This window comes from Neorhizobium galegae bv. orientalis str. HAMBI 540 (assembly GCF_000731315.1).
GTDB classification, from domain to species: domain Bacteria; phylum Pseudomonadota; class Alphaproteobacteria; order Rhizobiales; family Rhizobiaceae; genus Neorhizobium; species Neorhizobium galegae.
This window is the reverse complement of the sequence record NZ_HG938353.1, coordinates 1,441,867-1,460,568: the sequence shown is the minus strand read 5'-3', so window position 1 is coordinate 1,460,568 and position 18,702 is coordinate 1,441,867. Positions and strand designations below refer to the sequence as shown.

Sequence of the window (18,702 nt, the reverse complement as noted above, 5' to 3'; positions counted from 1 at the left end):
AATACCGGTGACCGGGGCAATCGGCAAGTCTTATGCGGCTGCGGGATAAAGCCTACCCAGCATCGTGCCGATCATCTCGACGCCAACGCGACTGCCGTGCTTGAAGATCGGCAGATGGCGGCTGCCGCCGCGGCTCAGCTTACGCGTCACCACGAAACATTCCGAGCCACGCGCGGAAAGCGCGTCGATATTGGCCAACGTATCCTCCAGTGCCGTCAGCACAGGGCCTTCTGGTTTGTGTCCCGCCTGGACCGCATTGCGGGCGAAGATCCGCGCCCAATAGGTGGCGCCGAGAAAGATGCCGAGCGTCTGGCGAACCTGGCCCGGACGACTGACGACCGACCAGGTGGTGCCAAGCGGACGCGCGGCGAGCGTGATCTCGCGATAGGCGGCATCGAGCTTGTGAGAAAGCGCGATGATCTCGAAACCGCTCCGGCCCTCCCTGACCGCGGAAAGAAGCTCGTGAAGGCCATCGAACCAGCGCCCCAACGCAAGATCGAGGGTCGAGCGTGTTGATGCCGGGAAAACGAGGAAGGCGACGATGGTTCCCGCTAGAGCGCCGATCAGCGTTTCCTCGATCCTAAGCTGCAGGAGGTCGAGGGTCAGCACGCCGGTCATGCCATAGATCAGGCAGAGCACGATCGAGATGAAGAAGGTCATTGCCGCATAGGAGATCTGCAGGCAGTAGAATCCGAGGAATATGCAGAGCACTGCGATCGGCGCGGACACCAGCGGATAACTGCCAACCAGCGTTGCCAAGACGAGCCCCGCCGCGATGCCGAGCAGCGTGCCGATAGAGCGCTGAAGGGCTCTGATCGCCGCGTCACCGCGCGACTTGGTGTTTGTGAAGATCAGGAAGGCGGTCAGCACGGCCCAGAACCAACGGTCACGCGACAACATCAGGCCAAAGGCCATTGCCAGGCTCGACGCGATGGTGATCTGCACCGCGGATCGCATCACTGGGTTCTTGAGCGAGAAATCGATCTTTGCCGAGGCCGGCGCGGCAACCGCATCGTCGATGGCCCGGAAACGGTCCCGCCGCCCCTCCTCGATGGCTTCCGTCAAGGCCACCCTCGCCGTCTGCAGCCAGATTAAAGCGCGGGCGTTCTCCGCCACCCGGTCGTCGCCGGCGACCGCCGGGCTGGCTGCGATCTTCTCGGTCATATCCCCGTCGTCCTCGATCAGGGCGTGAACGAGCAGGAAGGGCGGCAGCGCCTCGAAGGAGAGCACGATCACGCTTTCCGCAGCGAGATGCACGTCGAAGATCTTCATCGTGAGAGACGTGAGCGGCTCGTCTTCCGGATCGATCGTGCCGTCGGCCGTGCGGGGAAGGAAACCCTCGGCCATGAGCACCACGTCCTTCAACCGCTCCTCGAGTTGCCGCAATTCGCGCCGATCGCCGTCGGTCATGGCCCCGCCGCTCGACAGAACCGCGAGCTTCATCAGGATATCGCCCACCCTGCCCTGGATCGCCACCAGCGACTGCAGAAGGTCGCGCCGCCAATCGTCCGGCAGAAGATAGGTGCGGACCAAATGGCCGGTGACGACCGCAATCACCGGACCGATGGCCCCCAAAGGAAGGTCGGAAAGGTTCGGCTTGAGGTAGGCGCCCATGAAATAGGACGTAAACGCGAACATGCCGACTGCAAATCCGCGCGGCCCGTAGACGCGCCCGACGGTAGCGCCGGCGATGACCACCAGGAACATCGGATCGGAAATATAGCGGTAGTCTTCCAGCGCCGCGGCGAGCCCGACACAGAGCAAGCTGACGGCGCCGCCGATCAGCCGCGTCTTCAACTGGTCCGACGGCAGCCGGTCGCGGACAGCAACGCCTCCTTCGATCGAAAGGATGATCGCAAGCCCGTAAGCGATCGTCGGCAGCGCCAGGCCGGCGATGTGGATGAGCACAAGGCAGGCCACAGCGGCGATGACGGTCAGCGTCACGCGTCCTGCCATGCGCAGGCGCGACAGCGCCGGGTCGTTGGCGAGCAGCCAGTCTCGGATCTTTGCGGCAAACGTCATCAACTACCCCAGGCGGATGCCGGTACCCGCTCCTGGCCAGGGAATATATCGCTTTGATAAAGTTTGGCGATACCGTGCATGGGGCTGAGGGCCACGATCGACAGATCGGCGGACTGCCCGATCACCGGCGCAGTTACTCGCCCTTGGCGATCGAATGCATCTCTTCGATCACCGAATCCCGCTCGCCGTCGGCGACGCGGTGGATGTCGTCGATGACAGGCTTGCCGGCTTCCTGGATGACGTCGAAGTGCAGTTCGTTGACGCTGTCCTTCACCGCCGCCTCATCGACGCAGGTCCACATCTTGAAGGTCACCGTAACATCGGTCATGCCGTTGGCGCCCGGTGCAGAGGTGGTCTTGATTTCCTTCAGCGGACAGCCGTCCTGCGATGAGGTGATCACATCGTAGCCGAAGGGGTCGCCCGGCTGGTTGTTCTCCGTGTCATAGGCCGGGTGCTTGGCGGCTTCCGCATAGGCGCCCTGGAATTTCTTGCTGAACAGGCGCGACAACGGATCGGCATCGAAGATGTATTTCCATTCGCTGTCGACGGTGTTCCAGTTGTCCTCGGTGATCTTCATCACCTCTTTCACCGGATCGGTAACATCAGCCGCCGAAGCGAAGGTCGAGATTAATGAAAAGGCAAGGGCAAGCGGCAAGGTCCGCATGAGATCAAATCCGGCTGTTGGAGAGCGATTTCGCCGGACATTAATCAGGCTTTGTGGTTTGGCAAGGGCAATCGTCCGCAGGTCCGGACGCACCGCGATTTCTCGCGCGAAAAGCCGCATATGATGGCCTCAATGCCTTTGCGTTCCGGCCCGGCGATGTTATAGCGCACCCACTGGTGTCCACCCGTCGGGACCTTGAGGTCCCTTCTATGTCCAAGAGGAATTCCATGCAAAAGATCAAGGTAGCCAACCCGGTCGTCGATCTCGACGGCGACGAGATGACCCGCATCATCTGGCAGCTCATCAAGGACAAGCTGGTCCTTCCCTATCTCGATCTCGACATCGAATATTACGACCTCTCGGTCGAGAACCGCGACGCCACCAACGACCAGGTGACCATCGACGCCGCCAACGCCATCAAGAAGCACGGCGTCGGCATCAAGTGCGCGACGATCACGCCGGACGAAGCCCGCGTCAAGGAATTCAACCTCAAGGAAATGTGGAAGAGCCCGAACGGCACGATCCGCAACATCTTGGGCGGCGTCATCTTCCGCGAGCCGATCATCTGCAAGAACGTGCCGCGCCTGGTTCCGGGCTGGACCAAGCCGATCGTCGTCGGCCGTCACGCTTTCGGCGACCAGTACAAGGCGACCGACTTCAAATTCCCGGGCAAGGGCACGCTGTCGATCAAGTTCGTCGGCGAAGACGGCCAGGTGATCGAGAAGGAAGTGTTCAAGGCTCCGGGCGCCGGCGTGGCAATGGCCATGTACAACCTCGACGAATCGATCCGCGATTTCGCCCGCGCTTCGCTGAACTACGGCCTGATGCGCAAGTGGCCGGTCTACCTGTCGACCAAGAACACCATCCTCAAGGCCTATGACGGCCGCTTCAAGGATATCTTCGAGGAAGTCTTCAACGCCGAATTCAAGGAACAGTTCGACGCGCTGAAGATTACTTACGAACACCGCCTGATCGACGACATGGTCGCAGCGGCCCTCAAGTGGTCTGGCGGCTACGTCTGGGCCTGCAAGAACTATGACGGCGACGTCCAGTCCGATATCGTTGCCCAGGGCTTCGGCTCGCTCGGCCTGATGACCTCGGTTCTGCTTTCACCCGACGGCCGCACCGTCGAAGCGGAAGCTGCCCACGGCACCGTTACCCGTCATTATCGCCAGCACCAGAAGGGACAGGAGACCTCGACGAACTCGATCGCTTCGATCTTCGCCTGGACCCGCGGCCTCGCGCATCGCGCCAAGCTCGACGATAATGCAGCGCTTGCCAAGTTCGCCGCCACGCTCGAAACCGTCTGCGTCGACACAGTCGAAGCCGGCTACATGACCAAGGACCTGGCACTGCTCATCGGTCCGGATCAGCCGTGGCTCTCGACCACCGCCTTCCTCGACAAGGTGGACGAAAATCTCAAGGTTGCCATGGCTGCCTAAGTCCGAAAAATCGGCTAATCATTCGACGGCGGGGAGCAATCCCCGCCGTTTTCTTTTGTGAGGGAATTTCGCCATGACCGCCACGACGACGCCTGCGATCATCCGTCCGCTCGAACCAGCGGACCGCACCGCCTGGGAGCCGCTCTGGGAAGCCTATCTGCGCTTCTACGAGACCGTGTTGCCGAAGGAGATGTACGATCTCACCTGGAGCCGGTTTCATGATCCTGCCGAGCCGATGCATGCGCTCGGCGCATTCGACGAGACCGGCAAGATGATCGCCATCGCACATGTCATCTTCCACCGATCCTGCTGGCTGCCCGAATCGACCTGCTATCTGCAGGACCTCTATGTCAAGAACACGTTGCGCGGCCGCGGAACCGGCGCAGCCCTGATCGAAGCGGTTGCAGATCTCGCGCGGGCAAACGGCGCCGGGCGGCTCTATTGGCTGACGCAGGAGAGCAATGCCGCGGCGCGGCGACTTTACGACCGCATCGCCCAAAACTCCGGCTTCATCCAGTACCGAAAGGCGCTCTAATTCGCCTTGGCGCCTTGATTGAAAAGCAAGCTGCACCAAAACATAGACATCACTGCCCGGAGGACCACATGTCAGATGAACTTGTGCTTTACACGAACCCGATGTCACGCGGCCGGATTGCCCGCTGGATGCTGGAGGAGGTCGGCGTCCCCTATCGTACCGAAATCCTGCATTTCGGCACGACGATGAAGGGCGACACCTACAGAAGCGTCAACCCGATGGGCAAGGTGCCGAGCATCACGCACGGCAAGACTGTCGTCACCGAATGCGCAGCGATCTGCGCCTACCTGGCGGATGTCTTTCCGCAGGCGGGTTTTGCGCCCGCCCCCTCCAAGCGAGCCGACTATTACCGCTGGATGTTCTTTGCGGCCGGTCCACTGGAAGCAGCCATCAGCAACCGCGTGCTCGGCTTTGAGGTGCCGAAGGAACGCGAGCGGATGGTCGGTTACGGCACCTATCAGGATGTCATGGATACGCTGGAAGCGGCCGTTCGGGCGAACGCCTATATCGCCGGCGACACGTTCAGCGCCGCGGATGTCTATGTCGGCTCGCAGCTCGGCTACGGACTGCGGTTCGGCACGATCGAAAAACGCGCAGCATTCGAACAGTATTTCGGACGACTTGCGTTACGCGAGGCTTATCAGCGGGCCAACGACAAGGACAATGCCGCGGCTGCCGAGCTGCAGAACGCGGGATAGGCTTCAGGGATCAGCGGTCGACACCGCCCGGCGATCGCTTGGGCGACGGGGTGGGTGTCGGCTTTGCATTGCCGGCGTCGAAACGCAGCATCCACTCATTGCTCATGGAGCTGGCAAGGATCACCGGCCCGACAGGAGGCTTTACGGATTGCGTACCAGTCGGCTGGATGCTGGCCGAACGGACCGCCAATGGATCCGGCCGCTCGATCGGAACCGGGACATTCATCGCTACCATCGGATCCGTGCCGGTTGATGGAATGGACGCAACGTCGAATTCCTTGGCCTGGATCAGGCTGAACGGGTCGGGATTGCTCCGCACGAGTGCGAGCACGTATTCGTCGGCGGGTTTCGGCGGCGGCGTCTGCAGCTCTCCGTCCCTGTCGCGCTTCTCGTAGAAGGCGTTGCCGCCGGCGACCGTCACATAATGCATGTTCTGATAGGGGAATCGTAAGCCGGCCGTGTGAAAGAACATGGCGTCCCTGACTTCCGAGTTCCGCTCGCCGCGAATGATCGCATCGACCGCCGCATCGAGCTCCGGAACGGTTTCTTCGTTGATCGGTCGCGTCAGGACACCCGGCGCAAACTGCTTTTCCTGAGCAACGATGCCGCAAATGCTGGGCGGATAGGCATCCGAGGTCAACCTGTTCATGATCACGGTGCCGACCGCCATCAGTCCCTCACGACTCGACCGCTGCGACTCGAAATACATTGCCCGCTTCATGCAGTCACGATCGGCCGGCGTGTAGTGATAGACCAGTTTCCTGGAGACCGGCGCAGGCTTCACGGTCGTGCTCGCGGGTGAGATGGACGAAGTCGTCTGCGCCGACGTGCATGCCGATAGAAGCATCATTCCAACCAGGCCTACTGCCGGCCGGAGAAGGGCCTTATCGTTCGCCGTCATTGAATATCCCCCCTGCGGTATAATTCCAGAAATCGCTACGGCGCGAAAAGGGATACCTTAAAAACTGATTCAGATCAAACGGCATATGAGACAATCAAAACTGTGCAGAAAATCGTTCCGAGCGCGGGCCGGCCCAGCGGCAAACCCCTTCGAAACCGAGGCCTTGCCAGACGTGCCGGAACGACGTCTTACGACGCTCTCCCTAACGGAAAGTTGACTTCCCACCCTGCCGTCCACGGAGATTCGGCGTAGAGCAGTTCTGGAACCAAAAGCGTCCGGAGCTGGAATCCAAAGCCAGAAGCGATAGGGGCCGACGCCGCTCCGCCTCTATCCGCTTCCCTAGCTCCGCAGCCCCGGCGCCTCGTAACCGGTGCGTTCCACATATTCCGTATAACCGCCGTCATAACGGTGGATGCCCTCGGGCGTCAGTTCGAGCACGCGATTCGACAGTTCGGCGAGAAAATGCCGGTCGTGGCTGACGAACAGCATCGTGCCCTCGTATTCCGACAGCGCCTTGATCAGCATTTCCTTGGTGTCGAGATCCAGGTGGTTGGTCGGCTCGTCGAGGACGAGGAAGTTCGGCGGGTCGAACAGCATCGCAGCCATCACCAGACGGGCCTTCTCTCCGCCGGACAACACCCGGCACTTCTTCTCGACATCGTCTCCTGAAAAGCCGAAGCAGCCGGAAAGTGCCCGCAGCGCCCCCTGCCCCGCGCGCGGAAACTGTTCTTCCAGCCATTCGAAGACGGTCAGATCGCCGTCGAGGAGATCCATGGCGTGCTGGGCGAAATAGCCCATCTTGACGCTGGCGCCGATCGAGACACTGCCTTCGTCCGGCTCAGTCGAACCCGTCACCAGCTTCAGTAGCGTCGATTTGCCGGCGCCGTTGATGCCCATGATGCACCAACGCTCGCGCCGCTTCACCATGAAGTCGAGACCCTCGTAGATCGAGCGGCTACCGTATCGCTTGGCGACATTCCTGATGTTGACCACGTCTTCGCCGGAACGTGGCGCCGGCTGGAATTCGAACGCGACCGCCTGGCGGCGCTTCGGCGGCTCGACACGCTCGATCTTGTCGAGCTTCTTGACCCGGCTCTGCACTTGGGCTGCATGACTGGCGCGGGCCTTGAAGCGCTCGATGAACTTGATCTCCTTGGCAAGCATCGCCTGCTGGCGCTCGAACTGGGCCTGCTGCTGCTTTTCGTTCTGGGCCCGCTGCTGCTCATAGAAGCCGTAGTCGCCGGAATAGGTGGTGAGCGATCCGCCGTCGATCTCGATGATCTTGGTAACGATTCGGTTCATGAATTCGCGGTCGTGCGAGGTCATCAGCAGCGCGCCGTCGTACCCTTTGAGAAACTGTTCGAGCCAGATCAGGCTTTCGAGATCGAGATGGTTGCTCGGTTCGTCGAGCAGCATGACGTCCGGGCGCATCAGCAGGATGCGGGCGAGCGCCACGCGCATCTTCCAGCCGCCGGACAGCTTGCCGACATCGCCGTCCATCATCTCCTGGGTGAAGCTGAGGCCGGCAAGCACTTCGCGGGCGCGGCCTTCGAGGCCGTAGCCGTCGAGCTCCTCGTAACGCGCCTGCACCTCGCCGTAACGCTCGATGATCTGATCCATCTCGTCGAGGCGGTCCGGATCGACCATCGCCGATTCGAGTTCGTGCAGTTCGGCGGCGACGACGCTCACCGGACCGGCGCCATCCATCACCTCGGTGACCGCACTGCGGCCGGCCATCTCGCCGACATCCTGGTTGAAATAACCGATCGTCACGTTCTTTTCGACGCTGACCTGCCCCTCGTCCGGCGCCTCCGAACCGGTGATCATCCGGAAGAGCGTCGTCTTGCCGGCGCCGTTCGGGCCGACGAGACCGATCTTCTCGCCCCGGTTCAGCGCCGCGGAAGCCTCGATGAAGAGAATGCGGTGGCTGTTCGATTTGCTGATGTTTTCAATACGGATCATGGGGGGCGGGCTCGAAAGGTTTCATCACAACAAAAAGCCGGGTCGTCGCCGACCCGGCTTTTCTACACAATCAATGCGAAGGTTATTCGGCGCTGTCTTCAGCGGCCTTCTTCTTCGGGGCAGCCTTCTTCTTCGGAGCGGCAGCTTCTTCGCCTTCGGCGGCTTCATCAGCAGCCTCAGCCTTTGCAGCCTTCTTCGGGGCGGCCTTCTTCTTGGCCGGCTTTTCAGCGCTTTCCGAGCCTTCCTCGTCTTCAGCCATCAGCTCTTCCTTGGTCACGACCTTGTCGGTGACCTTGATCTCGGAGAGCAGCTTGTCGACGACCTTCTCTTCGAAGATCGGCGCGCGGAGCGAAGCCGATGCGCCGGGGGTGTTGCGGAAGAAGTCGAGGATTTCCTTCTGCTGGCCCGGGAACTGCTGGAGCTGCGCATAAAGGGCGCGCTGCATTTCCTCTTCGGTCACCTCGACGCCAGCCTGTTCGCCGATTTCGGAGAGAACGAGGCCGAGACGAACGCGGCGCTCAGCCAGCTTGCGATACTCGACGCGTGCGTCTTCCTCGGTCGTCTCTTCGTCTTCGAAGGTCTTGCCGGACTGCTGCAGGTCGGTGTTGATCTGGCGCCAGATGTTTTCGAACTCGGCGTCGACGAGGCCCTGCGGGGTGTCGAACTGGTACATGCCATCAAGCTGGTCGAGGATCTGACGCTTGACCTTCTGGCGGGTGACGCTGCCGTACTGGCTTTCGATCTGGCCGCGGACGATTTCCTTGAGGCGATCGACGGATTCGATGCCGAGCTTGGAGGCGAGTTCGTCGTTGATCTCGAGAGCGGCGGGAGCGGCAACTTCCTTGACGGTGACGTCGAAGGTAGCTTCCTTGCCGGCAAGGTTCGCAGCCGGATATTCGGCCGGGAAGGTCACGGTGATGGTCTTGTCTTCACCGGCCTTGACGCCGACGAGCTGGTCTTCGAAGCCCGGGATAAAGCGGCCGGAACCGAGAACCAGTTCGGCATCTTCGGCGGTACCGCCGTCGAAGGCAACGCCATCGACCTTGCCGAGATAGTTCATGGTAACGCGGTCGCCATCGGCGGCCTTGCCGCTCTTGGTTTCGAAGGTACGGGCGCTCTCGGCGATCTTCTCGATCTGCTCGTTGACTTCGTCTTCGGTGACTTCGACGACTTCACGAACGACGGAAAGGCCGTCGGTCGACTGCAGCTCGATGTCCGGGATGACTTCGTAGGAGAGCGTGAATTCGAAATCGACCTCGGCGTTGAGGATCTTTTCGGCTTCGTTCTCATCCTCGGTCATGGCGACCGACGGCTGGGTCGCCGACTTCTCGCCGCGGTCGGTGAGGATCTCGGTCGGGCGTTCACGGACAATCTCGTTGACGAGATCCGCCATGATCGACTTGCCGTACATCTTCTTCAGATGGGCGATCGGCACCTTGCCCGGACGGAAACCGTTGATGCGGACCTTGTCCTTGGCGTCGGCGAGGCGCACGTTCAGCTGCGCTTCCATATCCCGCTTGGGGATTACGACCTTGATTTCGCGCTTCAGCCCTTCAGCGAGCGTTTCGGTAACCTGCATTTTCATACCTTCATATCGTGGCGGCGGTGCTCAGACAGCCGTTGGTTTCAATGAGCACATCGCCGGAACTTTGAGAGACCGGCCGCGGCTTCAAGGAGCGCCGATCCTTTAGCCAGAACCGGCTCGGACCGCACTCCTGGCGGTTTTGATGCGGGGCGGTTCTGGTGCGGGTAGAGAGACTTGAACTCCCACGCCTTGCGGCACCAGAACCTAAATCTGGCGTGTCTACCAATTTCACCATACCCGCGCCCCAGCCGCGTCGAAAATCCTCGTCGCACAAGGCCTTCCGGAGCGCGCGTCTCTATATCACCCGTTTCGGCGCACGCAAAGGGAAAATGACGCTTTTTTGGCAGCTCCGAGAAACCGCAGTGGATAGGCGAATTTGCTCCCGCCGCACCCGGTCGAACCAGCGATTATCGGGATATTTAACTTTTTATTAAATTCTAATGTGTACATTGGAATCAACGGCGATATGAGCCATGCAATAACCGCATGCCATCCATACGGATATTGCACTGCACAATTTCGCTGCAATCTCATATTATGCAAATACAGAGATTGATTGAAGGTTTCGGTCTCTCTGGTCTGGACGGCTTGGCGCCCGCCCTGAACGATGCAGATGCCCTCGGGGAGTTTCCCGTGACAGGAATTCGAGCCGCGCACTCCTCCTCCCAGCGCGGGCTTGATGGGACTGGCGATCCTCCTCCTCCCAAGTCGCCAGTCGTTACAAATGACGCCCACCGGACCTCCTCCCCCGGTGGGCGTTATTTTTTGTCCTGCAGCATGCGATCTGCCTAAAACTCGCGCATCATTTCATCACTGGTGCATGGTAAACGATCTCGTAATGCGTCAGATGCATAGGTGGCATTCCGAATAGGCGCTGTTACTTTTTGCAGCGCAACATATATTGGTTGTCATGAGATTGAAGTCAGCGCCGAACGGGCTGCTGGCAAGGGCCTAGAAAGGGACAAGATCATGAACATCGCACAGAAGCTCACCACCTGGCGCAAGTACCGCGAAACCGTCAACGAGCTCGGCCGCATGAGCGACCGCGAACTCAGCGACCTCGGCATCGGCCGCGCCGACATCCGCCGCGTTGCACGGACCGCCGTCGGCTTCTAAGCCTCGCGCAGACATTGCTACACCATCCAAAAGCGCCTCCTCCGGGAGGCGCTTTTCTTTTTGTTCATAGAAATTTCACACTTGAAGCATCTGCCTGATTTTTGGCCTCCGCCGCAAACTTCAGCGATCCCCTGCACATTTGCATGGCAGTCGCACATTTTTTGCACTGCACATTCTTATTATGCGGATGTATAAGACCCTCATCGCTGATGACGACAGAGCATCAGGAAAAATCTTGAGGAAACAACCATGAACCCGATCCGTATCGCCAAGAACTGGATCAGCTACCGCCGCACGATGAACGAGCTTGGAAATCTTTCGAGCCAGGCCCTCAGCGACATCGGTCTGACCCGCTACGACATCCGCCACATCGCGGCTCGCTCTTTCCGCTAATCCGGTTCTCGCAGGCGGACCCGCACGGCTCGAGGCCTTGCGGCGAGGATCAAGCGGTCCGAGAGGACATCCAAGGACGTATCAAAGGCACCTTTTCGGGTGCCTTTTTGATTCCGGTCCGGCAAATGGCGTGATAATGAGCCGGCCATGAGCAACATTTCTTCCTCCCCTACCTCTCCTGCCGCCATCCACGTTGTCGGCGGCGGCCTCGCGGGTTCCGAAGCCGCCTGGCAGATCGCCTCGGCCGGCGTCCCGGTGATTCTCCACGAGATGCGCGGCGTGCGCGGCACCGACGCCCACAAGACGGACGGACTTGCCGAGCTTGTCTGCTCGAATTCCTTCCGCTCCGACGATGCGACCGCGAATGCCGTGGGCGTCATCCATGCGGAGATGCGGCTGGCCGGTTCACTGATCATGGCATGTGCCGACAGACACCAGGTACCGGCCGGCGGGGCGCTTGCCGTCGATCGCGACGGATTTTCCGACGCGGTGACCGAAGCGATCGAAAAACACCCGCTCATCACCGTCGTGCGCGAGGAGATCCAGGGCCTGCCGCCAAAGGAATGGGATCTGGCGATCATTGCCACCGGCCCCCTCACCTCGCCGGCGCTGGCAGCCGCGATCCAGGTGGAGACGGGCGAGGACCAGCTCGCCTTCTTCGACGCCATCGCACCGATCGTGCACCGTGATTCGATCGACATGGACATCTGCTGGTACCAGTCGCGCTACGACAAGGTCGGCCCCGGCGGTACCGGCAAGGACTATATCAACTGCCCGATGGACGAGGCTCAGTACAATGCCTTCGTCGACGCGCTGATCGCCGGCGATTCGATCGGTTTCAAGGAATGGGAAGGCACGCCCTATTTCGACGGCTGCCTGCCGATCGAGGTGATGGCCGAACGTGGCCGCGAAACGCTGCGTCATGGGCCGATGAAGCCGATGGGTCTCACCAATGCCCATAACCCGACGGTCAAGGCCTATGCGGTCGTGCAGCTCCGGCAGGACAATGCGCTCGGCACGCTCTACAACATGGTCGGTTTCCAGACGAAGCTGAAATACGGCGCCCAGGCGGACATTTTCCGGATGATTCCGGGCCTGCAGAATGCCGAATTCGCAAGGCTCGGCGGCCTGCACCGCAACACCTACATCCATTCACCTGTTCTTCTCGACAAGAGCCTGGCGCTGAAAAGCCGGCCGGGCCTGCGATTCGCCGGCCAGATCACCGGCTGCGAAGGGTATGTGGAAAGTGCAGCGATCGGACTTCTTGCCGGCCGTTTCGCGGCTGCCGAACGCAAGGGCGAAACGCTCCCCGCACCGCCTGCAACGACCGCTCTAGGTTCGCTGCTCGGCCATATAACCGGTGGGCATCTGGTTTCGGACGACGAGCCGGGCAAGCGCTCGTTCCAGCCGATGAACGTCAACTTTGGGCTGTTTCCTGATCTGGAGCCGGGCTCCATCGTCAAGCCGGAGGGGGTCAAGCGTTTCCGCGGCAAGGACAAAACGGTAATGAAGCGGCAACTGCTCGCCGTCCGGGCGCTCCGGGATTGTGCTAGTTGGCTTGATCGGGGCTGATATCCCCGGTCGGCGGCCTCGGCTTTTCCTCCAGATCGCGATCGGCAACGCTGACATAGTTGTCGAGCAGCCAGAGGGCGACTTCGGCCGCCTCCTTTTCCGTGGAAAACAGGTAGGTGCCGTTCTGGGTCGACGCGTCCAGGAATTCGACGGTGAAACCCTTGGCGTTCGGCAATGGGGTGACGCGGACCCTGCCCGGCTCGATCAAAAAGCAGGCGTAATGGTTGCGGTGGCTGCGCATGAAGCCGGCCTTGTTGTCGTGCAGGCGTACGAAGATCGCCTCACCATTGGCGGTCACATGCAGGCTACGGATCGCTTCGTTGGGAAAGGCGCGGCCGAATTCGAGAATGGCCATGCCTGTATCGTGCAGGTTGCCGTCCTTGTCCCGGTCCTTGCCCGACATCCGCGTGATGTAATAGGCGAGCGCCATGAGGAGTACGAAGATGATGGACCAGACGACAACGGGGCTCACACCGCTTCTCCTTATGATGGCGCCGGATTTCTAGTCTCGTCCCTTAGCGCGCGAGCCTTGCGCGAATTTGACGTCCATCAAAAGCGCCTGGTAACCGAGGCCTTCAAGAGCCGCAATTGCCGCCGCCACTGCGGAAGTTGCAGCGCCGTATCGAACACCGAGGCACCGGCGCGCGCCGCGCGGCGCAGCACTGGTTCGGCGAGCGCCACCGGCAGATAGGCCGGAAAGACGGCGGCCGGGACGGTTCCTGACTTTCTGGCCTTGGCCAGATGTTCCAATCCAAGGCCGGCAAAGGCCTCGATCGCAGCGGAAATGCGCGACCTATCCTCGCCGCGCAAGAATGTATCACGGTCGAGCCCGGTCGCCGAGAGGATATCGAGCGGCAGATAAAGCTGATGACGACGTCGATGGATGGGCATCAGCAGCAGGAAGCCGGCGATCGACTGGGCGACACCCGCGTGTCCAGCCGCCTCCGAAGATTTTGCCGCGTCGGTGGGAGAGAGAATCAGGCTCGCGAGCTGGATGACTGCCGAAGCGGTCTCGCCTGCATATCCTTCGAGTGCATTCCGGTCGGTCAGCGGGTCGTCGTAGAGATCGAATATGCGCGCCTCGATCATGTCGACGAGCGTCTGGCGCGGCAGGCGATAGGTCTCGATCGCCTCAAGCAGGCTGGCGGCGATGGGGTTGCCGGTGCTGTCGCCTTGAGCGTTGCCTTCGAGGAGGTCGCGCCACCATTGCAGGCGGATTTCGCCGGGAAGCGGTTCACGCACCACGTCGCGGACGCGGGCGATCTCGGCGTTGAAGGCATAAAGGGCCGCAAGTGCGCCGCGCTTGTCTTCCGGCGACAGGAGGCAGGCGAGATAACGGTCGCGGTCCGTATCCCTAAGCGTTGCGAGGCAGATGTCGCCGTTCTGTCTGGCTGGATCGGCCATCTGTCAGACGGCAATCAGAGCTGCGGCGACGGCGCGCGATTCGGCGAGCATGATGTTGAACGTGCGCACGGCGGCACCGGTGCTCATCGGATCGGAGGCGATGCCCTTGGCCTTCAACGCCGCCTTCACATCCGCCGGAATGGGCTTGAGGTTGGCGCCCATGCCGACAAGCAACACTTCGATCTCGTTTGATTCGGCGAGCACCTTCATCAGGGAAGCGACCGTCAGCGGTTCACCTTCCTGCAGTTCCCAGCCGTGGATACCCGAGGGAAGGCAGAGCAGCGAGCCGCGATGCGACATGTCTGCAAAACGGAAACCGCCATTGCCATAAGCGTCGATCGGAGCACGACCGGGAAAATGGGCGTCGCGGATTTCGATGCCTTTCACCATGGGCCGCATGCTTTCTCGAAAAGGTTACGAGCCGGATGATGGCCCGGCTCTTTGGATCCAAGGCCCTGCAGCACACAGGGCCTTTACATCGGCGATAACGTTCAGGAAGCCGTTCCGGTCTTCGCCGGTTCGGTCTTGACCGGCTCGCCCTTGACGCGGACTTCGGCAATATAGGCGCGCATGGCGCGGATCTTCACGCCTTCGGCGATTTCGACTTCCACTTCGGCGTCGTCGATAACCTTGGTCACCTTGCCGGTGATGCCGCCGCCAAGAACGACCTGGTCGCCGCGGCGGACGTTAGACAACGTCTCCTGGCGCTTCTTGGCAGTGGCGCGCTGCGGACGGATCAGAAAGAAATACCAGACCACCATCAGAGGCGCGAAGAGGAAGAGCATCTCAAGGCCGGAGCCGAACGCGGAAGCTCCCGGTGCTGCGGCTGGGGCCTGGGCGAATGCTTCGGTAATGAACATCGAAAACTCCTAAGATTACCGGAGGCGCCGGGCCCCCGTTTCAAGCCGCCGGAATATAGTTGCGATAGGCCGGAATGCAACAGAAACACGCCGAGCGGCGTACCGAATTCGCGGCTCTCAGGCTTTTGATGCACCAACGAGCATGTTACCGCAGCGAAAAGGCTCAAAAACTGGCCGATGCGACCGGAGAAACACCATGAGCGACGACTTCAACACTCTGATCCTGACCGAGGTCCGCAGGCTTGCGGATGCGCTGGAACGGCTTGCCGGCCCTCCGCCCGCCGTCAACGACTGGAATGCCGCCGACTGCTTCGTCTGGATCCCGGCAAACCAGCGCCTGCAGCCGGTGCCGCGTCCGAACCGGGTCGCCCTGACGCTGATCCGCGGCGTCGATCACGTGCGTGACATTCTTCACGAAAACACCCTGCGGTTTGCGGAAGGCTTTGCCGCCAACAACGTGCTGCTGTGGGGCGCCCGCGGCATGGGCAAGTCCTCGCTGGTGAAGGCCGTGCACGAAGACGTGCGCGCAGCGACAGGGATCTCGCTGAAACTCGTCGAGGTGCATCGCGAAGACATCGCCTCGCTCCCCGCCCTGCTCGATATCCTCAAGGCTTCCGGCCAGCGCGTCATCGTCTTCTGCGACGATCTGTCCTTCGACCACGACGATACCGCCTACAAGTCGCTGAAGGCGGCACTCGACGGCGGCATCGAGGGCCGGCCGGACAATGTTCTGTTCTACGCGACCTCGAACCGCCGCCATCTCCTGCCGCGCCACATGATGGAGAACGAGCAGTCGACGGCGATCAATCCGTCCGAGGCGGTCGAGGAAAAGGTGTCGCTGTCGGATCGTTTCGGCCTGTGGCTCGGTTTCCACAAATGCAGCCAGGACGACTATCTGAAGATGATCGATGGTTACGCCGAACATTTCGAACTTGGCCTCGACCAGGAGACCCTGCATCACGAGGCGCTCGAATGGGCGACCACCCGCGGCGGGCGCTCGGGCCGTGTCGCCTGGCAATATATCCAGGATCTCGCCGGGCGGCTGCGGAAACCGCTTTCCCGAGATTGAAACCTGAAAAAACACTGAGAACGCAAAAAGCCCGGCACTGCCGGGCTTTTCTCCGTCCCCTGAAACGCACTACTTATTCAAGGAAGGTAATCGGGTTGACCGGGGTCGCGTCCTTGCGGACCTCGAAGTGGACCTGCGGGCGCTTGGCGTCGCCGCTCATGCCGGAGGCGGCAACCGTCTGGCCGCGGGTGATCTTCTGCCCGCGGGTGACGTTGATGCTGCCGGCGTGGCCGTAAACGGTGACCTTGCCGTCGTCGTGACGGACGAGAACCGTGTTGCCGAGCTGCTTCAAGCCGTTGCCGGCATAGATGACCACGCCGTTTTCGGCAGCCTTGATCGGGGTGCCTTCCGGAACCGAGATGTCGATGCCGTCATTGCGATTGCCGTCGACGTTCTGGCCGTAGCCGGCGATGACCGCACCATTGACCGGCCAGCGATACTTGCCGATGCCGGTGGACTGCGGCGCCACGGAGGCGGTGTCCGACTTCTTCTCGACATCGGCGACGGAGGCGCCATCGACAGCGGCCTTGGCAGCGGCAGGCGCCACAGCAACCTGAGCGACCTGGGCCGTGGCAGGAGCAGCCGGCTTCGGTGCCGCGGCTGCGGCCTTTTCGACCGGCTTCTGCGGAATGGACGCGGTCTTGACCGGATCGGCGACAGGAGCCGCAACGCCGTTGGCGACCTTCAGCGTTTGCCCGATCCGGACGCCGCCGGAGGTCAGGTTGTTGGCCGCTTTCAGCTGATCGATCGGCGTGCCGGTCTCGCGAGCGATCTTGTTGATCGTGTCGCCCGGCTTGACCACATAGGTACCACCAACCGGCTTGCCGCCCGGAGGCGTCAACTTGGCGGGTTCGGCCATCGCCTTGTCGCGTGCCGGGGTCGGCAGAACCGCGAGTTTCTGCTCGGGCTCGTGGGCTGGTGCCGGAGCCTTGTTCTGGAGGTCGATCGTGCCGGCGGCGTTCTTCGCAGAATTCTGCGCCGTGCCGAAGGTCGGGATAAGGACAGACTGGCCGGGAGCAACGGCGCCGCCATTGGCCTTCAGGATTTCCTTTTCCGGAACGCCATAACGCTTGGACAGCGTCGAAACCGTTTCACCGGGCCTCAGCGTCACCTTCGGCGCGTTGACCGCGGACCAGCCGGACATCGGCTTTGCGGTCGTGCCGGTGACGACATTGTCGGCCTTCAGCGTCGATGAAGACGGAGCGACGAGCGTGTGGCTCGCTGATTGACGACCGGGGAATGGTTGGGCGAGCGCTTCCTGGCGGTTCGCCGGATCACGGCCCATCGGTGCGGTGTTACGCTGCGCCGTGGCGCCGGTCGGGGCCGCGAGTTCGGAGCGCTGGACGGCGACGGGAGCGGATGCGGTGCGCGCCGGCGAGGTATAACCGCCGGAATTACCGGGATACGGTTGAGCCATGGCGGTATTGCGTGAACCGTAGTCGTTCCGCGGAATTGGCGGCAACGCCTGAGCCTGGCCGGATCCAAGATCGGCCTGCGGCGTCGGTGCTTGGCCATAGGCCCCACCCCCCTGCCGCTGCGGAATGGACGCCGTCGTTATGTTGTCGGACTTCGAAAAGAGCCCCGAGAAACGCGTCGCGTCCGAACTGCACCCTGTCGCTGCGCTGGCAAGCAGTGCCGCGACAGCAAATTTGATTACGGATTTTCCGAATTTCGGAGAACTCTTCATACGCATGACTCGCTTACAGATACGCCACCATCGTGAGAGTCATTAAAGCGCGTTAGTCTTACTGCACTGTTAAAGGGCAGGCATTGTCCTAAATTTTTTGGGAAATTGATAACCATGACCGCCAAAAGGCCGGCATGGCATGGAACCAACCGTCTACAGCGCTGCAGCGATATGCGGAACGATCGGCAGAAAAGGCACCGGGAACAGGTCTTCACGTTCGAATCGGCTGCCGGTCTTGGTGAGGCGCACCATCATGCAGGCCTCGCCATCCATCAGCGGAGCAAGCATCGAACCGCCGTGCGTGAGTTGCTCGGCGTAGAATCGCGGCAGTGACGGAAAGGCTGCCGTGACGAAAATGCGGTCGAACGTGCCCTCGCCCGGCATGCCGTTGCCACCGTCCGCCTGACGCACGACGACATTGCGCAGCCCCAGCGCATCCATGCGGCTCTGGGCTGCGGTGACCAGGGTGCGGTAGCGCTCAACGGTCAGCACCCGCTCGGCGATGCGGGCGATAACGGCGGCGGTGAAGCCGCTGCCCGTGCCGATTTCGAGCACCCTGTGCCCGGGCTTGACCTGGAGGCGATGCAGCAACCGGACGGCGAGATCAGCGCCTTCCATGAAGGATCCGCAATCGATCGGCACCGTGCGGCTGGAATAGGCATCTTCGGCAAGCGGCGGTGGCACGAACTGTGAGCGCTGCGTCTGTTCAACGGCGGTCAGCAGATCGAGGTCGGAAATGCCTTCCGACCTGAGGCGCAGCACGAGCGCCGCAAAACCTTCTTTTTCGACCAT

18 protein-coding genes and 1 tRNA gene are annotated in these 18,702 nt (G+C 61.4%); 7 read left to right on the top strand and 12 right to left on the bottom strand.

Features of this window, described 5'->3' with window-relative positions; translation table 11 throughout:
• Positions 1-30 precede the first annotated feature (30 nt).
• Positions 31-2,022 carry an FUSC family protein gene (locus RG540_RS07455; RefSeq protein WP_038586208.1) on the bottom strand — a complete coding sequence of 664 codons (1,992 nt, stop codon included), beginning with the start codon at positions 2,020-2,022 and terminating at the stop codon, positions 31-33.
• A 133-nt stretch (positions 2,023-2,155) separates the two neighbouring features.
• Positions 2,156-2,686, bottom strand: coding sequence for a hypothetical protein (locus RG540_RS07450; RefSeq protein ID WP_038586205.1), 531 nt, complete (start codon positions 2,684-2,686; stop codon positions 2,156-2,158).
• A 227-nt stretch (positions 2,687-2,913) separates the two neighbouring features.
• Here RG540_RS07450 and RG540_RS07445 point away from each other — a divergent pair, with 227 nt between their 5' ends.
• From RG540_RS07445 to RG540_RS07435, 3 genes are all read left to right on the top strand, one after another.
• Positions 2,914-4,128: an NADP-dependent isocitrate dehydrogenase gene (locus RG540_RS07445; protein WP_038542422.1), complete on the top strand. Its 1,215-nt coding sequence runs from the start codon at positions 2,914-2,916 to the stop codon at positions 4,126-4,128.
• Positions 4,129-4,201: 73 nt separating this feature from the next.
• On the top strand, positions 4,202-4,663 hold the full coding sequence (locus RG540_RS07440; RefSeq protein ID WP_038586202.1) for a GNAT family N-acetyltransferase: 462 nt from the start codon (positions 4,202-4,204) through the stop codon (positions 4,661-4,663).
• 68 nt (positions 4,664-4,731) lie between these two features.
• Positions 4,732-5,361 carry a glutathione S-transferase family protein gene (locus RG540_RS07435; RefSeq protein ID WP_038586200.1) on the top strand — a complete coding sequence of 210 codons (630 nt, stop codon included), beginning with the start codon at positions 4,732-4,734 and terminating at the stop codon, positions 5,359-5,361.
• 10 nt (positions 5,362-5,371) lie between these two features.
• On the opposite strand, the gene RG540_RS07430 is transcribed toward RG540_RS07435, so the two are convergent.
• The 4 genes from RG540_RS07430 to RG540_RS07415 all read right to left on the bottom strand — a co-directional run bounded on the left by RG540_RS07430 (position 5,372) and on the right by RG540_RS07415 (position 10,050).
• On the bottom strand, positions 5,372-6,145 hold the full coding sequence (locus RG540_RS07430; protein ID WP_244446634.1) for a cell wall hydrolase: 774 nt from the start codon (positions 6,143-6,145) through the stop codon (positions 5,372-5,374).
• A gap of 456 nt (positions 6,146-6,601) precedes the next feature.
• Positions 6,602-8,224, bottom strand: coding sequence for an ABC-F family ATP-binding cassette domain-containing protein (locus RG540_RS07425; protein ID WP_038586197.1), 1,623 nt, complete (start codon positions 8,222-8,224; stop codon positions 6,602-6,604).
• Between the two features lie 82 nt (positions 8,225-8,306).
• A complete protein-coding gene (gene tig / locus RG540_RS07420; protein WP_038593285.1) occupies positions 8,307-9,803 on the bottom strand; it encodes a trigger factor in 1,497 nt (498 codons plus the stop codon).
• Positions 9,804-9,965: 162 nt separating this feature from the next.
• A tRNA-Leu gene (locus tag RG540_RS07415) sits at positions 9,966-10,050 on the bottom strand.
• A gap of 728 nt (positions 10,051-10,778) precedes the next feature.
• Between RG540_RS07415 and RG540_RS31390 the strand changes: the two genes are divergently transcribed.
• The 3 genes from RG540_RS31390 to trmFO all read left to right on the top strand — a co-directional run bounded on the left by RG540_RS31390 (position 10,779) and on the right by trmFO (position 12,890).
• Complete coding sequence (locus tag RG540_RS31390; protein ID WP_065814416.1) at positions 10,779-10,925, top strand: DUF1127 domain-containing protein; 147 nt, start codon at positions 10,779-10,781, stop codon at positions 10,923-10,925.
• Between the two features lie 249 nt (positions 10,926-11,174).
• The gene (locus RG540_RS33575) at positions 11,175-11,318 is read left to right on the top strand and encodes a DUF1127 domain-containing protein (RefSeq protein ID WP_007762204.1); all 144 of its coding nucleotides are present in this window, start codon (positions 11,175-11,177) and stop codon (positions 11,316-11,318) included.
• 147 nt (positions 11,319-11,465) lie between these two features.
• Complete coding sequence (gene trmFO / locus RG540_RS07410) at positions 11,466-12,890, top strand: methylenetetrahydrofolate--tRNA-(uracil(54)-C(5))-methyltransferase (FADH(2)-oxidizing) TrmFO (protein ID WP_038586195.1); 1,425 nt, start codon at positions 11,466-11,468, stop codon at positions 12,888-12,890.
• Here the strand turns inward: trmFO and RG540_RS07405 are convergent.
• The 4 genes from RG540_RS07405 to yajC all read right to left on the bottom strand — a co-directional run bounded on the left by RG540_RS07405 (position 12,868) and on the right by yajC (position 15,154).
• Positions 12,868-13,320, bottom strand: coding sequence for a BRCT domain-containing protein (locus tag RG540_RS07405; protein WP_046601449.1), 453 nt, complete (start codon positions 13,318-13,320; stop codon positions 12,868-12,870). The two genes, trmFO and RG540_RS07405, sit on opposite strands and share 23 nt — an antisense overlap.
• 119 nt (positions 13,321-13,439) lie before the next feature.
• Entirely contained in the window at positions 13,440-14,294 is an 855-nt protein-coding gene (locus tag RG540_RS07400) for a phytoene/squalene synthase family protein (protein WP_038586189.1), read from the bottom strand.
• A 3-nt stretch (positions 14,295-14,297) separates the two neighbouring features.
• The gene (locus tag RG540_RS07395; RefSeq protein WP_038586186.1) at positions 14,298-14,684 is read right to left on the bottom strand and encodes an Mth938-like domain-containing protein; all 387 of its coding nucleotides are present in this window, start codon (positions 14,682-14,684) and stop codon (positions 14,298-14,300) included.
• Between the two features lie 101 nt (positions 14,685-14,785).
• Positions 14,786-15,154 carry a preprotein translocase subunit YajC gene (gene yajC, locus RG540_RS07390; protein ID WP_038542405.1) on the bottom strand — a complete coding sequence of 123 codons (369 nt, stop codon included), beginning with the start codon at positions 15,152-15,154 and terminating at the stop codon, positions 14,786-14,788.
• Between the two features lie 196 nt (positions 15,155-15,350).
• On the opposite strand from yajC, the gene RG540_RS07385 reads away from it, so the two are divergent.
• Positions 15,351-16,223: an ATP-binding protein gene (locus tag RG540_RS07385; protein ID WP_038586184.1), complete on the top strand. Its 873-nt coding sequence runs from the start codon at positions 15,351-15,353 to the stop codon at positions 16,221-16,223.
• Between the two features lie 73 nt (positions 16,224-16,296).
• Here the strand turns inward: RG540_RS07385 and RG540_RS07380 are convergent, their stop codons facing one another.
• On the bottom strand, positions 16,297-17,916 hold the full coding sequence (locus RG540_RS07380; RefSeq protein WP_038586182.1) for a peptidoglycan DD-metalloendopeptidase family protein: 1,620 nt from the start codon (positions 17,914-17,916) through the stop codon (positions 16,297-16,299).
• Between the two features lie 147 nt (positions 17,917-18,063).
• Positions 18,064-18,702 (bottom strand): protein-L-isoaspartate(D-aspartate) O-methyltransferase, encoded by a 639-nt coding sequence (locus RG540_RS07375; protein ID WP_407668875.1) that lies wholly within the window; start codon positions 18,700-18,702, stop codon positions 18,064-18,066.